The organism is Streptomyces sp. NPDC052020 (assembly GCF_040680575.1).
In the GTDB taxonomy this organism is placed as follows: domain Bacteria; phylum Actinomycetota; class Actinomycetes; order Streptomycetales; family Streptomycetaceae; genus Streptomyces.
In genome coordinates this window covers 106724-121888 of sequence record NZ_JBFAWY010000017.1, presented here as the reverse complement: position 1 = coordinate 121888, position 15165 = coordinate 106724, and the positions used below count along the sequence as shown (strand labels likewise).

Below are 15165 nucleotides of genomic sequence, written 5' to 3'. Positions count from 1 at the left end.
GGCGACACCCGGCCATGAGCGATGACAAGCTGCGTGACTACCTCAAGCGTGTGACGACCGAGCTGCGGGCCACCCGGCAGCGGCTGCGCGATGCCGAGACCGCGGCGCGCGAGCCGATCGCCGTCCTCGCGATGAGCTGCCGCTACCCGGGGGGCGTCCGGACCCCCGAAGACCTGTGGACCCTGGTCGCCACCGGAACCGACGCCATCGGCCCGTTCCCCGACGACCGAGGCTGGGATCTGGAAGCGCTCTACGACCCCGAGCCCGGCCGCCCGGGCAGAAGCTACGTCCGGGAAGGCGGGTTCCTCTCCGACGCCGCCTGCTTCGACCCGGGCTTCTTCGACATCAGCCCCCGCGAGGCGCTCGCCATGGACCCGGTGCAGCGGCTGCTGCTGGAGACGTCCTGGGAGGCGGTCGAACGGGCCGGGATCGACCCTCGGACACTGCGCGGCAGCCGCACCGGCGTGTTCACCGGTGTCTCCTACCAGGACTACGGCGCGCGGCTGCGCCAGGTGCCCGACGACGCCGACGGCTACCTCAGCACCGGAAACGCCGGCAGCATCGCCTCCGGCCGCGTCGCCTTCACCCTCGGCCTGGAGGGCCCCGCCCTCACCGTGGACACGGCGTGTTCCTCCTCCCTGGTCGCCCTGCATCTGGCCGCTCAGGCACTGCGCCGCGGCGAATGCCGGCTGGCGCTCGCCGGCGGCGCCGTCGTGATGTCCAGGCCCTCGCCGTTCACCGACTTCAGCCGCCAGCGCGGGCTGGCCGCCGACGGGCGTTGCAAGCCGTTCTCGGCGGACGCCGACGGCACCAACTGGAGCGAGGGCGCGGGCATACTGCTGCTGGCCCGGCTGTCGGACGCCCGCCGCGCGGGTCATCCGGTCCTGGCCGTGGTCCGCGGCTCGGCGGTGAACCAGGACGGTGCCAGCAGCCGGCTCACCGCGCCGAACGGGCCCGCGCAGCAGCGGGTCATCCGCGAGGCGCTGGCCGACGCCGGACTGGCGGCGCACCAGGTGCAGGTGGTGGAGGCCCACGGCACCGGCACCGCGCTGGGCGATCCGATCGAGGCACAGGCACTGCTGGCGGCCTACGGGCGCGACCGGCCCGGCGGGCAGCCGCTGTTGGTCGGCTCCCTGAAGTCCAACATCGGCCACGCGCAGGCCGCGGCCGGAGTCGGCGGCGTCATCAAGGCCGTACTGATGATGGCGCACGGCCGGCTGCCGCCGACACTGCACGTCGGTGCGCTCTCACCCCATGTGGACTGGTCCCCCGGCACCGTGCGGGTGGTCACCGAGGCCACGCCGTGGCCCCCGACCGCCGAGCCGCGCCGGGCCGGCGTCTCCTCGTTCGGCTACAGCGGCACCAACGCGCACGTCATCCTGGAGCACCCGGGAGCGGAGCCCCCCGACGCCGCTGCCGCCACCGCCTCCCGGGCCGCCGCCGGTCGCCGGGGGGCCGGACCCCTGCCCTGGCTTCTGTCCGCGAGGAGCGGGGACGCGCTGCGGGAGCAGGCCGCACGCCTGCGCGACCACCTGAGCGGTCGTCCGCTGGCAGCCGCCGATGTCGGTCTCACCCTCGCCACCGGCCGGACGCTGTTCCCGCACCGCGCGGTGGTCGTCGCAGAGCGCCGCGCGGACCTGCTGGCGGGCCTGGACGCGCTCGCCGCCGGGCGGCCCGCCCCCGGTCTGGTCGCCGGCACAGCTCCGCACCGGCGTCCGAAAGTGGCGTTGATCTTCCCCGGGCAGGGGGCGCAGTGGGCCGGGATGGCCGGCGGCCTGCTGGCGTCCTCACCGGTCTTCCGGGACCGCATCGAGGAATGCGAGGAGGCCCTCGGCCCGTATACGAACTGGTCGCTGTCCGCGGTGCTGTGCGGGGAGCCGGGCGCGCCGCGGGCGGAGCGAGAGGACGTGCTCCAGCCGGTTCTGTTCGCCGTGATGCTCGCCCTGGCCGAGGTGTGGCGGTCCCACGGTGTGGTGCCGGACGCGGTGGTGGGCCACTCGCAGGGCGAGATCGCGGCCGCCTGCGCGGCCGGAGCGCTCAGCCTTCCGGACGCCGCCCGGGTGGTGGCGGTCCGCAGCCGCCTGGCGGCCACGCACCTGGCCGGACGCGGCGGCATGGTCACCCTGGCGATGGGTCGCGAGGAGGCCGCGCGGCGCTGCGCCGCCTGGCCCGGCCGGCTGTCGGTCGCCGCGGTCAACAGCCCCCGCTCCGTCGTCGTCTCGGGCGATCCGCAAGCCTGTGACGCCCTGCTGGAACAGTGCGCCGCGGAGGGCATCCGGGCCCGCCGTGTCCCCGTCGACTACGCCTCCCACAGCACGCACGTCGAATCCCTGCGGGAGCCGCTGCTGGCCGCCCTGGGGTCCGTGCGGTGCCGGCCCGCCGCGCACGCGTTCCACTCCACGGTCACCGGCGGCGCGCTGGACACCTCCGACCCCGCGGCGCTGGACGCCTCCTACTGGATGCGCAACCTGCGGGAGCCGGTCCGCTTCGACGAGGCCGTACGCGGTCTGGCGGCGACCGGCCGGCATGTGTTCATCGAGATCAGTCCGCACCCGGTGCTCGCTCTGCCGATGCGCGAGACGCTGGAGGAGGCGGGGCGGCAGGACTGCGCCGTGCTGGGCAGTCTGCGCCGCGAGGAGGGCGGGTTCGACCGGATGCTCCTGTCACTGGCCGAGGCACACATCGCAGGCGTGCCCGTGAGCTGGGACCGGTTGTTCTCCGGTGCCGGGGCCCGGCGGGTGGCCCTGCCCACCTATCCCTTCCAGCGGCGCCGGTTCTGGCTGGAGGACACCGCGGGCGCGGATGTCGCCGGCGCGGGGCTCGCCCCGGCCGGGCATCCGCTGCTGGGCGCCGCCGTGACCCTCGCCGAGGACGGCGGCACGGTGTTCACCGGCCGCCTGTCTGCGCGCACCCACGGCTGGCTGGCCGACCACTCGGTGAGGGGCGAGGCGGTGCTGCCCGGCACCGCCTTCGTCGACCTCGCCCTCCACGCGTGCCCGCGCACCGGCTGCCGGGCGGTGGAGGAACTGGTGCTGCACACGCCGTTGCCGCTGCCCCGCTCCGGCGGTGTGCTGATCCAGCTGGCGGTCGGCGCACCGGACGCAAGCGGCCGACGCGCCTTCACCCTGTTCTCCCGGCCGGACGAGGCGGACGGCCCGGACGGAGCCGACGCGCACGCGCCGTGGCGGCGGCACGCCACCGGGTTCCTGACCGCTGCCCCGGTGACGGCGAACGCCGCACTCGGGGCGGGGTCCGGCGGGGACGGCGCCCCGGGCCTGCTGGCAGCGGCATGGCCCCCGCCGGGGGCGGAACCGATCGACATCGACAACGTGTACGACGCTCTGGGGGGTGGTGGGCTCGTCTACGGACCGGCCTTCCGGGGGCTGGCGGCCGCGTGGCGGCGGGACCACGAGGTGTTCGCCGAGGTGGCGCTGCCGGACACCGGTACCGGGAGCGCGGGCGGGGAAAGTTCCTTCGGTGTCCACCCCGCGCTCCTGGACGCGGCCCTGCACGCGGTGGCCCTGGGAGTGCTGCCGGGCGGGACGGACGGACGCGTGCCGTACTCCTTCGCGGACGTCACGCTGCACGCCACCGGCGCGCGGATGCTGCGCGTCCGCCTCACCCCGCTCGGGGAGGAGACCGTCGCGGTGGCCGCCGTGGACGCCGAGGGGCGCCCGGTCGTCACCATCGGTTCGCTGGTGGTCCGCCCCCCGGCGGCCGCGTCCCGGGAGGATGCCGGGGCAGCACACCGCGACCGGCTGTTCAGCCTGGAGTGGGACCGCCTCGCGCCGGGCGCCGCGCCGCCGGCCGTGCGCTGGGGCACGCTCGGACGGCCGCTGCCGTGCCGGGCCGCCGGTGCCGGCACCGCCACCTTCGCCGATCCAGCCGACCTGGGCGCGGCACTCGACGCCGGTGCGGCCCTGCCGGAGGTGCTCGTGGCCCCGGTGGCCTCCCCCTCCGAGGCCGGTCTGGCGGCCGGGGCGCGGGCGGCGGTCGGCGAGGCGCTCGCTCTGCTCCAGGGGTGGCTGGCAGACGAGCGGTTCGCCGCCGCCCGGCTGGCGTTCGTGACCCGCGGGGCGGTCGCCGCCGCCCCCGGCGAAGCGGCGCCCGATCCAGCGCAGGCCGCCGTGTGGGGGCTGGTGCGCTCGGCGCAGAGCGAACACCCTGACCGCTTCGCGCTGGTCGATGTCGACGACGACGTCACCCCCGAAGCGGTGGTGCGGGCGGCCATGGACCCCGCGGAACCCCAGACGGCGCTGCGCGGCGGTTCGGCGTACGCGCCACGACTGGCCCGGCCGGCCGTAGCCGCCGCGGAGCCGGCGGCCCCGGCTTTTTTGCCGGACTCCGGTCCGGTACTGATCACCGGTGGCACCGGGCTGCTCGGCGCGGCCGTCGCCCGGCACCTCGTCGCCGTCCACGGCGTGCGCGACCTGCTGCTCACCTCCCGCCGCGGCAAGCGTGCCGGCGCCGCCGCCGCTCTGTGCGCGGAACTGGCCGAGCGTGGCGCCCGCGTCACCGTGGCGGCGTGCGACGCCGCCGACCGGGACCGGCTGGCCGCGCTGCTGGCCTCCCTGGACCGGCCACTGACTGCCGTGATCCACACGGCCGGGGTCCTGGACGACGCGCTCGCCCAGAATCTGACGCCCGAGCAGGTGGACCGCGTCATGCGGCCGAAGGTCGACGCGGCCGCGCATCTGCACGACCTCACCGCCGGCCACCCGCTGACCGCGTTCGTGCTGTTCTCCTCCGCGGCGGGCACCTTCGGCACGGCCGGCCAGGCCCACTACGCCGCGGCGAACGCCTTCCTGGACGCCCTGGCGCACCGACGCCGCGCCCAGGGACTGCCCGCCGCGTCCATGGCATGGGGCCTGTGGCGGGAGCGCAGCGCGATGACCGGACGCCTCACCGACACCGACCGGAACCGGCTGGCCCGGGGCGGCGGCAGCGGCCTGACCACCGAAGAGGGACTGGCGCTGTTCGACGCGGTGCTCGCCGCGGGGACGACCGTGGCCCTGCCCATGCGGCTGGACACCGGTCGCCTGCGGGCCGGGGACGGCCCGGTGCCACCGCTGCTGCGCAGGCTGGTGCCGGCCGGCCTGCGCCGCGCCGCCAACGCCGATCACGGCGCGGCACCAGAGACCACGGGGAAACTCCACCGCCGCCTGGCGGGGCGTTCGAAGGCGGAACGCACCGCCGCCCTCCTGGAACTGGTGCGCCGGCACACCGCCACCGTCGTGGGGCATCCCTCCCCCGAGGCGGTCGAGCCGGAGCAGAGCTTCCCCGAGCAAGGTTTCGACTCCCTCATGGCTCTGGAGCTGCGGAACGCGCTGGCCGCCGCCACCGGGCTGCGCCTGTCACCGGCCACCGTCTTCGACCACGCCACCCCGAACGACCTGGCCGCCCACCTCGCCGACCGGCTGGCCGACCCTCCGGCCGGCCCACCGCCCGCTCCGGAGCCCGTATCCGCCCGGACGCCGGCCGACGCCGACCCCCTGCGCGCCCTGTTCCTCCAGGCACGGGAGAGCGGTCAGCTCCGCACCGGCCTGGAGCTGGCCCGGGTCGCGGCCCGGCTGCGCCCCACCTTCACCGATCCCGCCGAGCTGGACCCACCGCTCGTCCCCCGCCGGCTGGCGAGCGGCGACGCACCTCCGAGCATGGTGTGGTTCACCTCCTACGCGGCCATCGGCGGAGTCCACCAGTACCTCCGGCTGGCCGCACCGTTCCGCGGCCGGCACGAGGTGGTCGCTGTACCGGTGCCCGGCTTCGCGGAGGGCGAACAACTGCCCGCCACCGGCCAGGCCCTGGTCGAGGCCCAGGCCAGGGCGGTGCGCGACCACGTGGGCGACGCCCCCTACGTCCTGCTGGGCGCCTCGTCGGGTGGGATCCTCGCCTACGACGTGGCCGCGCTGCTGGAGCGGGAGGCGGTACCACCCGCTGGCGTCGTGCTCCTGGACACCCTGGTCGACTCCGACCTGGCGGGCACCGCGGGCCTGACGGAGACCCTGTTCGCCGGCATGGTGGTACGGGAGAGCGTGGCGGCCCCGATGGACACCGCCCGGCTGACCGCGATGGGCTGGTATTCCATTCTGTTCGACGACTGGCGGCCCCGCCCCATCGGCGTTCCCGTCCTCTACGTCCGCGCCAAGGAACCGCTGGTCCCGACCCCGACGGGAGAACCCCTGGGCGGCTCCCGGAGCACCTGGCCCGGGCCCATGACCATCGTCGAGGTGCCGGGGAACCACTTCACCATGAACCACGACCACGCCGGGACGACGGCCGAAGCCGTCATGACCTGGCTGGCCCAGCAGGTCTCACCCGGATGCGACGACCTCGCGTAGGCCCGGCCCGTGCCCGCTCCAGAGCGCACCGAGCGGGCCCGCCGGCCCTCTTCAGAAGGCCCCCGTCCTCGCGGACCGGGAAGGCCGCCGGCTTCGACAGCGCCAAAGCGGCCTGGCCACCCGGCTTCGGCCGCGGCGCGGGCGAGTGACCCAGCGCATGGTGAACGGACGCCGCCACCGCCGAGACACAAGCGGAATCGCCGCCCGCGCGGGCAGACCACGACCGCTTCGGACCGTCACGGTCCGAAGCGGTCATGGTCTGCCGGAAACCGGCACGTGTCACGGTTTGTCAGCGATGAGCAAGATGTACCCCACATGAGGGAGCGCGGCGATCCCCTCGAAGGCCCTCACATAGGCGGTGAAGGCGGACTCACCCAGTTGCGCCACCGTCTCGGCGGGCGTGCGGCGCAGCTCCTCGAGGATCTTGGTGATGGTGGGGCGGGCCCGCACGCTCACATCGGTGATGTCGGTCAGCCGCAATCCGGCCTGGGTCACCAGCGCGGGGTACGCGTCCAGCCGCTCCAGACTCGCGGCGTGGATGGCAGCGCAGAATCGATCCACGGCGATCCGCGATGCCTCGTCGGCCGGCTCTTCCCGCACCACCGCGTCGGCGATCACCAAGCGGCCACCAGGCCGCAGGACACGGGCCATCTCCTGCACGACCCTGGCTCGGTCGGGCATGTGAAGCATGGACTCCAGTGCCCACACCCGGTCGAAGGAAGCGGTGTCGTAGGCCAGGTCCATCGCATCCGCGTGGTGGAAACGGACCCGATCCTGGAGCCCCTCCGCCCGCGCGCCCGCGTTCGCGAGGTCGATCTGGTGCCGGCTGATGGAGATGCCGGTGACGTCGGCACCGGTCTCCCGGGCGACCCGCAGGGCGGGTCTGCCCACTCCGCACCCCACATCCAGCACACGATGTCCTGGGCGCGCGTCAAGTCGCGCGATGAGCTGGTCCGTCATCCGCTCGGTGGCATCGGCCAGTGAACCGTCGGCCGGGTCGGACCAGTACCCGTAATGAAGATTCTGGTCGTAGTTGCTGCACAGCAGGTCGGTGGAGCGGTCGTAGAAATCCCCGACCTGGCCGCTGAACGAGTGAACCATCGAGTCTTCCATAGGGGAGAGTCCTCCTTAGGGGAGAGGGCGAGCCGGGGAAGCCGGGCAGCGCCCGCGCGGGGCGGCGAACGACTCACGGGTCGTCCACCTTGGTGATCACGAGCAGGGGGCCGGGCCGGTTCGGGCGCGGGGCCGCGCCGTTCGGCTGCGAGAACCGCAGGCCGGGCTCAGCCGGCTGCGGGCGCCGACGGCCCTTCCCCGTCCGGCGGCGGGACGGCGCGGAGAGTCGCGTACACGGGGGTGGAGGGCTTGAGGAACATCCCCGGCCGCGGTGCGGGCCGGCCTCCGCTGATGTCCAGATGGAAGCGCTGTGCCAACGTCGCGAGGACCAAGGCGACCTCAACCAGCGCGAACCGTGCCCCGAGGCAGGCACGCGGCCCGGCGCCGAAGGGGAACCAGGCGTCGTCGGCCGCCGTACCGGCGGCACCGGCCGCGAAGCGCTCAGGACGGAAGGCCTCCGGCTCGGGATACCACCGGGGGTCGCGGTGAACGGACCACTGACTGGTCCACACCAGCGTCCCGGCCTTGACCGGAACGGTTCCCACGACGGTATCCCGCGACGCGGTCATAGCCAGCGCCCACAGGGGCGGGTAGAGCCGCAGCGTCTCCTTGACGACTTGCTGGGTGTAGGGCAGCCGGTCGTAGTCGTCGTAGCCAGGGGACCTCCCGTCGAGCACCTGGCGCAGCTCCGCGTGCAGTCGGAGACGGGCGTGCGGCTGGCCGGCCAGCGCCAGCCACGCCCAGGTCAGTGTGGTCGTCGTGGACTCGTGCCCACCGACCCAGAGGGCGAGAACCTGGTTGCGGACGTCCCTGTCGCTCAGGGGCCGGCCCTGAGGGTCACGCTGGGCCAGCAGGGTGTCGAGCACATCGCGCTCACGCACCTCGGCGGCTCGAGCACGGCGCTCCCGGATCAGCCGGTAGATCGCTTCGTCGATGACACCGCACGCGGTGCGGACCCGCCGCCTGTAGGGCAGGGGGACCCAACCGGGCAGGAAGGCCCCGAGGCCACTGAACTCGTCGCCGATCTCACGCTGCACGGTGGCCATGGCGTCACGCAGACCGCTGCTGCGCACCACCGACGTGGCTCCGAAGAGGATCCGCAGCACGATGTCCTGGGTGACCCTGGTCATCTCCTCCTGTACATCCACGCGGTCTCCATCGCGCCACCGATCGGCGTGGGCGGCGGCGCAGGCTGCCATGACCGCAGCGTATCGGCGCACCATGCGAGGGCGCAGCGCCGGATGGAGCATGGCACGGGTGTGGCGCCACTCCTCACCCTTGGTGAAGATCACGCTGTCGTGACCGACGACCTGCCGGGCGGCCCACCCCGCGTCCAGCAGTTCCAGGCCCGCCTCCGCCTGCTGCAACGTCTCATTGACGAGTCGGGGATGGGACAGCGTCAGACAGCGCCTGCGGCCGAGCGACCAGAGAACCTGGTCGCCGAAGTCCTCGCGCAGCCGCACCATGAAACGCAGAGGGTCCCGGGCGAAGGCGAAGAGGTTGCCCAGCAGCGGCTGGCCCCGCGGGCCGGAGCGGGGGCCGCTGGGCGCTGCGGGGGGGATGGTCATGTCACTGCGGGGCGGAGTCATGGGCGCCTTCTCTCGTGCCGGGCCCCGGTCCCTCACTGCGGCTACCGGCCTGGTCCGGGTATGGCTTCAGGCTGGTTCCTACCCTTCTGCCCGTCATGCCATCGGCCCGATGCCGGGCGCACGGGCGCACGGGCGGACCCTGACCGAACCACCACGCGCTGGCGAAGCCGGACCAGGAACGCGGTGCCGGCGATCTCGGTTCCTGACGACGCGGGCGGCTCCATGGCCCGACGGGCAGGGCGGACGTCCGGTTTGCGTAATAACCGGCCATCGTTCGTTGTGAGCCGCCCCCTCCGTTCGCAGGCAAGGGAACGTCACAGACGAGTAGGTGCCGGCATCTCCCGAGCAGCCCCTCCTCAACGCTTCCCACCTGTGCAAAGGAACCTGGCGGAGCGCTGCGGACCGTACTGCCGCCCAACCGTTCGGCACCTCGGCAACCAGCCCTTCGATATGCGCACGGCGCCGCAACGTGGAACAGATCCGGTCATGTTGCCCGGAGCTCGTTGTTGCACCCCTGGTCGACCCTCATCCTGGAACGTTCGTCAGCGGCCGAGAGGAGAACGGTGAACGACCCGCGACGCCACGCGAGTGACCCCGACGTCATCGGGCAAACAGCGGGGTTGGTCAACTTTCTGCGCGACATGGTCCACAGCAGCCACCAGCGACAGCGTGACGACCGCAGCCGTGAGCACCTCTGGCTGGCCAAGCTGCCGGAACCCGTCCGCAGGCCGGCACCGCGCCCTGACGGCGTGCTGCTGACGCTCGACCACGTGCCACAGAGTGCGCCGCCCGACCTGCCCGACTCGCTCGACGGCTGGGTGGATCCGGCCCGCTGCCTGGATCCCGACGGAGGTGACCCGCCTCTCGCGGAGCGGGGGCCGGGGCCGGGGACCGAGCTGGTTCGCGTCGCAGACGCGAAGGAGCCGCCGGCTGAGGAAGGCACCGTGCGCCGTGACGAGGCCGGTGACGTCCTGCGGGCCTACGGACCCTGGCTGGATCGCTGGCGCCGGTGGGCGGCGCGGGAGCGCAGCGAACGACCGCTTCGTGAGCTCTACGACCGGATGGACGCGTGGCACCAGAAGCTGGCCCGGGAGGACGACCAGACGGAGCTCGTCCTCGGCATCGGTCTTTTGACCTGGCTCGGTCCGGACGGGGACGCGGTGCACCGCCATCTGCTCACCCAACGGGTGGAGATGTCGGTCGACCGACGCACGGCGCGACTGACGGTCAGACTGTCGTCGGAGAGCGCCCTGCGTCTCGAAGACCAGGACTTCCTGGACAGCGACGACGGATGGGTGCGCGAGCGCGGGGCCGCTCTCTCGGAAGAGATCACGGCTCGCGGACTGGAACCGCTCGGGCCCGAGGCGCTGGAGCAGCTGGCGCAGTGGCAGGAGCGGGCGATCACTCGCCCCATGGGTTTCAGCGCGGCGTGGGAGCCACCCCGCGCGCCTGAACCGGGGACCCGTCTCACCTACGCACCCGCCCTGGTCATGCGCCCGCGCAATCTCAACTCTCTGCTGAGGTTCTACGACCAGATCGCGGAGACGGTGGCCTCGGAGGGCCGGGCACCGCTCGGCCTGGCCCAGATGGCCATGACGATCGAGACCGCCGACCGTTCCGCCTGGGACGGGGCCCGCAGGGCGCCGCTCTTCGGTGACGATCCACTCTTCCCGGGCAAGACCAACGCTCAGCAGCGCAGTGTGCTGGGGCGCCTGGAGCACGACACCGGTGTCGTGGTCCAGGGGCCGCCGGGAACGGGCAAGACCCACACGATCGCCAACCTCGTCTCCGCGCTTCTCGCACAGGGCCAGCGGGTACTGGTCACCAGCGCCCGCGACCAGCCACTCACCGTGTTGCGGGACAAGCTTCCGTCGCCTGTGCGGGACTTGTGCGTCCTGCTGCTCAGCTCCACTCGCCACGACGGCGAGGACGAGCTCGAACGCACCATCAACGCGCTCACCGACCAGGTGGCCGCCAGTGATCCCGACGAACTACGCGCCGAGATCCGCCGCCTCACCGGCGAACGGGACGAGGTGCGGGGGCGGACCGAGGGGCTCACGGAGCAGGTGACCTCGCTCCGGGAGGCCGAGTACCGGCATCGGAGCGTGGCACCGGGATACGCAGGAACGCTCGCCGAGATCGTGGAGCGGGTCCATGCCGGTGCCGAGGAGTTCGGATGGATCGGCCATCTCCCCGACACCGCCGGGGACGTCCCTCCGCTGGCCTGCGAGCAGGCCCACGAACTGCTCGTCGCGTCGGCAACGCGGCCTCGTTCCAGGGCGACGAACGCCACATCATTCTGCTGTCCATGGTCGTGACGAACCCGCCGCGCGCAGCGGGCGGGAACAAGAGCGAACAGCAGGCGTACAACGTCGCCGCCAGCCGGGCTCAGGATCAGATGTGGCTCTTCTACTCTGCTGCGCCGGACCGTCTCAAGCCGCACGACCGACGGCTCAACCTCCTGACGTACATGGAGAACCCACCGGCCGCGTTGGAGGCCGCCGACGACCTCGGACCGGTGCTGCCGGACGTCCGCAGAGCACCCTTCGAGTCGCTTTTCGAGCAGCAGGTGTACCTGGAGATCAAAAGGCGCGGCTATCACGTGGTCCCGCAGTTCCCGGCCGGCAGGAAGCGCATCGACCTGGTGGTCGTCGGGGCTCGCGGCCGTCTCGCCGTCGAGTGCGACGGTGACGCCTTCCACCACGCCAGGCGGGAGCAGATCGAGAACGACCAGCGGCGGGACCGCGAACCAAGGCGCGTGGGCTGGGAGTTCTGGCGGGTACGGGAGAGCGAATTCCGCTTCGATCCCGGCGCAGCGCTCGATGGTCTGTGGGAGGAACTCGGCCGCCGGGGAATCCGGCCCGCCGATTACACGCAGTCCGCTACCGCAGCCCGGCCGGCCGGCGCCCACGCCCAGTGGGAGCCGCTCGACCTCTCCTCGGACAACGGGCTCACCGATGACGAGGACACCGGGGATGAACAGACCGACGACACCACGGAGAACGCCGCATGACGCGGGAGACCGTCCTGGGCCCTCTCGACGGCAACACCTTGAAGGAACTGGCTCGCGTCATCTGCGGCGACGACCACCTCTACTACCGCAGGGGTTTCGAGATCGCCCAGTTCCTGGAGAACGCCGGATGGCGCAACGTGCCCGAGTACGACGGCGAGTACCGGGGAGACTGGACGCTCCGGCTACTCATGGAACGCCGTGAGAACCCCACTGAGCTGGAGAAGGTGCTCCTCAGACTCGCGGACGCTCGCGAGTACCTCGGGAAACCCGAGGCCCTGCCGACCGTCGTCAGTGCGGTCAACGCCTTCCTCGTCCACGAAGGCTTCCGTCTGGAAAACCCTGGAGGCCGGCCCAGGGTCGTCGTCTGCGACCCAGCCATGGCGCACCCGGGCCATCAGGCCCCGGTCGAGCTCAAGGCCACCATGGCCGAGATCATCCGCGAACCGCGGATGGCCGCGCTGCTTCGGCGCCGCCTGGACGAGGCCCGCACCTGCTTTTCCAACGGAGCACACGTCGCGGCCATCATCATGTTGGGCAGCCTCCTCGAAGGGGTCCTGCTTACAGTGATCGAGGAGCGCGACGTCTCCCTGCTGAACGACAAAGACCCGAATTTCATCGGCCTCAAGGCCCTCATCGACATCTGCCACAAGGCGGGCTGGATCGACGTCGACATGGAACGCTTCAGCCAGGCCGTTTGCAAGTACCGCAATTTCGTCCACCCACGGCGTGAGTTCCGCGAGGCGCACACTCCGGACCGCGACACCCTCACCGTGTCCTGGTACGTCGTGAACGGTGCCCTCAACGACCTCGCGGCCAGCCAGCCCGAAGCCGGCGCGTAGGGCCAGCGCGTACGAAAGCCGCGGCGTGGCTGTCGGGTCACGGAGCCCAGACCAGGAACGTCTGATCACCAGGGGGAGCAGATTGAAGATCACGGCTGAAGTCCTGAGAGACCTTGTGGAGCCGTCGAATGTCTCAGTGCACTCGAACCGGGAGCTGGCCGGGGATGTGAGCGCCGCAGCGGCGGACGACGACAAGCAAAGAGAGGAGAAGGAGCTTGATCGGCTTCGCCGGAAGCCTGGACTGCGCCCCGTACCGGCAAAGGACCTCGGCCGAGTCGCGCACCTCACGCCCTGGGATGTGCTGCACTCGTTCGGACGGGCAATCACCCTGGCCCGGCGCGGAGCGGGACGCGGCCTCGCCGAGCACTGGGGCTGCCTGAAGTACAACCAGGCTCTGACCGGGGACTCGGTCTCCTTCATGGCGCTGTCCGCCGAGGGCAAGGAGACCGCGGACTACTACAAGGCCATTCAGTCGGGAGAACTCGGCACCGGATTCGCGCTGGCTCTCGCCACGCGACTCCTGAGCAGGCGCTATCCGGACCGCTTCGTCTCGATCGTGCCAGCTGACACAGCTCTGCGCGCGGGATGGGCCCTGACCAGCAGGGACTCCGGCCCGAAGTCGGGCTACCGATACCGACCGCAGTTCTTCGCCGAGGTATGGAGGCCCGGCCGGCCCTCTCGCGTCTTCCCGATCGCGTGCAAGGGCAACCACAGCGGGCTTTCCGTCTCACACACCCAGCTCGCCTCGGCCTCCGCCCATGTCGAGGCGGTGCATATCGGAGCGTGGGATGAGACACCGTGTCTGGTGTTCAGCACAGAACTCCCACTCGACGGCCCCCTCACGGTGCACACCCTGGAGGCGGTCGGAGAAGGCGGTTGGCTGGACGCTCCGGGCCGCATCCTTGATCACGCATTGGGGGACGAGAACGTCTATCCCGGCATCCAGCCACCCGCGCAAGGCGACAAGCGTGCTGAGCTCGAACCCGGCTTCCACGTGAGTCCCGACCTCTTTGGGTGGTTCCAACACGTGCTCGCCCGCACAGCCGCAGCCGGTCTTACCGCCTTCGCCGGAGACGCACGGGCGACCGCCCCGTACCTGACGAAACGACAAGGAAAACGAAACTTCGCAGGCATTACGCACGCGGCAACGGACAGCGTCCAGGACGCGCGGCACCGTTTCTTCGGCACCGACTTCGTCGGCACAGACCACGTTTTCCGGCTTAACAGGAGGCGAGTCGAGGCGTTCTCCGGAGTGGCGGAGGACCTCTTCCGCCATCTTGCGGCGGGCAGGGTGGAGCGATATCGTCGCGAAACCTACGCGCGCCGGTTCAGCTGGCCACACGACACCTGGGCCCCACGCTGGAACGGCCCAGTCTCCATACATCCTGACGGTTCCGTGCTGGCTATGCGCCTACTGCGCGATTAGGTTCTGTCCGGCCGATCATGTCCGAAGCCAGATGATGGTTGCTGCGACGGTGACGGTACCCGGGTAGACGTATGCGCGCTTGCCGTACGTCGTGGACACGGCCCGGCCCGAGGCGGGGCGCCCGAATGCGCTCATGACCGGCTCGAACTGCGTGCAGTCCGCCCGCTGGCCTGCCGTCAGCAACAGTGAAGGCACGCGGCAACGACCGTCGGCGCTCAGGTGGATCTTGGTGGTGAAGCCTCCTCGGGAGCGACCGAGCGCCTCACCTCCTGCACCACCGCCACCAGGCGGGCGCACAGTCTCACCCACGGTCTTCCGCTCCGGTGTGCCGTAACCGCCGCCCCTTTGACGCGACGGGTGGCGGCGCCTTCCGTGCGCCGGCCGCCTGTCGGTGGGCACGGATCGAGGTGGAGTCAACCGAGACATCCCAGTCAATCCCACCGGCGGCATGGGCCTGGGCCTGCACCTGCTGGAGCAACCGTTCCCAGGTTCCGTCGGCCGACCAACGCCGGTGACGCTCATAGACGGTCTTCCACGGCCCGTAGCGTTCCGGCAGATCACGCCACTGCACCCCGGTCCGTACCCGGTGCAGGATGCCGTTGACCACCTGGCGGTGATCGCGCCACCGCCCGCAGCGGTTGGTGCCTGTCGGACGGAGCGGCTCGAGACGTCGCCACTCCGCCTCCGTCGGAACCCCCCGAGCGTCTTGCAGTTTGTCCCGGGCCCAGCCCTCACCGCAGCAGGGACAGGTGAACTCAGCCTCCCACCGCCTCCAACGGCGTTTGGCGCCGTGGACTCGCACGGACCACACGCTCAGCGCCACTGCCACGATGCCCGGAGACAATCG

The 15165-nt window shown here is 71.9% G+C and carries 7 protein-coding genes and 1 pseudogene; 5 read left to right on the top strand and 3 right to left on the bottom strand.

Going from position 1 to position 15165, the window contains the following annotated elements; translation table 11 throughout:
• Positions 1 to 14: 14 nt before the first annotated feature.
• Positions 15 to 6338, top strand: coding sequence for a type I polyketide synthase (locus AB0L74_RS19655; protein WP_365653453.1), 6324 nt, complete (start codon positions 15 to 17; stop codon positions 6336 to 6338).
• Between the two features lie 279 nt (positions 6339 to 6617).
• Here the strand turns inward: AB0L74_RS19655 and AB0L74_RS19650 are convergent, their stop codons facing one another.
• Entirely contained in the window at positions 6618 to 7451 is an 834-nt protein-coding gene (locus AB0L74_RS19650) for a methyltransferase domain-containing protein (protein ID WP_365653448.1), read from the bottom strand.
• A gap of 167 nt (positions 7452 to 7618) precedes the next feature.
• On the bottom strand, positions 7619 to 9040 hold the full coding sequence (locus AB0L74_RS19645; protein WP_365653445.1) for a cytochrome P450: 1422 nt from the start codon (positions 9038 to 9040) through the stop codon (positions 7619 to 7621).
• Positions 9041 to 9660: 620 nt separating this feature from the next.
• Here AB0L74_RS19645 and AB0L74_RS19640 point away from each other — a divergent pair.
• The 4 genes from AB0L74_RS19640 to AB0L74_RS19625 all read left to right on the top strand — a co-directional run bounded on the left by AB0L74_RS19640 (position 9661) and on the right by AB0L74_RS19625 (position 14318).
• Entirely contained in the window at positions 9661 to 11358 is a 1698-nt protein-coding gene (locus AB0L74_RS19640) for an AAA domain-containing protein (protein WP_365653442.1), read from the top strand.
• Complete coding sequence (locus AB0L74_RS19635) at positions 11349 to 12053, top strand: hypothetical protein (protein ID WP_365653439.1); 705 nt, start codon at positions 11349 to 11351, stop codon at positions 12051 to 12053. Before AB0L74_RS19640 ends, AB0L74_RS19635 begins: the two co-directional genes overlap by 10 nt.
• A complete protein-coding gene (locus AB0L74_RS19630; protein WP_365653436.1) occupies positions 12050 to 12892 on the top strand; it encodes a hypothetical protein in 843 nt (280 codons plus the stop codon). The genes AB0L74_RS19635 and AB0L74_RS19630 overlap by 4 nt, the downstream gene beginning before the upstream one ends.
• 82 nt (positions 12893 to 12974) lie before the next feature.
• Positions 12975 to 14318, top strand: coding sequence for a hypothetical protein (locus AB0L74_RS19625; RefSeq protein ID WP_365653433.1), 1344 nt, complete (start codon positions 12975 to 12977; stop codon positions 14316 to 14318).
• 15 nt (positions 14319 to 14333) lie between these two features.
• Here the strand turns inward: AB0L74_RS19625 and AB0L74_RS19620 are convergent.
• Positions 14334 to 14949: pseudogene (locus AB0L74_RS19620) on the bottom strand (IS5 family transposase); the annotation flags it as partial.
• Positions 14950 to 15165: the final 216 nt, after the last annotated feature.

Bases quoted from the DNA above. Each gene is read 5' to 3' on its own strand.
- AB0L74_RS19650 (WP_365653448.1), bottom strand. From the start codon at position 7,451: ATGGAAGACTCGATGGTTCACTCGTTCAGCGGCCAGGTCGGGGATTTC.
- AB0L74_RS19655 (WP_365653453.1), top strand. From the start codon at position 15: ATGAGCGATGACAAGCTGCGTGACTACCTCAAGCGTGTGACGACCGAG.
- AB0L74_RS19630 (WP_365653436.1), top strand. From the start codon at position 12,050: ATGACGCGGGAGACCGTCCTGGGCCCTCTCGACGGCAACACCTTGAAG.
- AB0L74_RS19645 (WP_365653445.1), bottom strand. From the start codon at position 9,040: ATGACTCCGCCCCGCAGTGACATGACCATCCCCCCCGCAGCGCCCAGC.
- AB0L74_RS19635 (WP_365653439.1), top strand. From the start codon at position 11,349: ATGGTCGTGACGAACCCGCCGCGCGCAGCGGGCGGGAACAAGAGCGAA.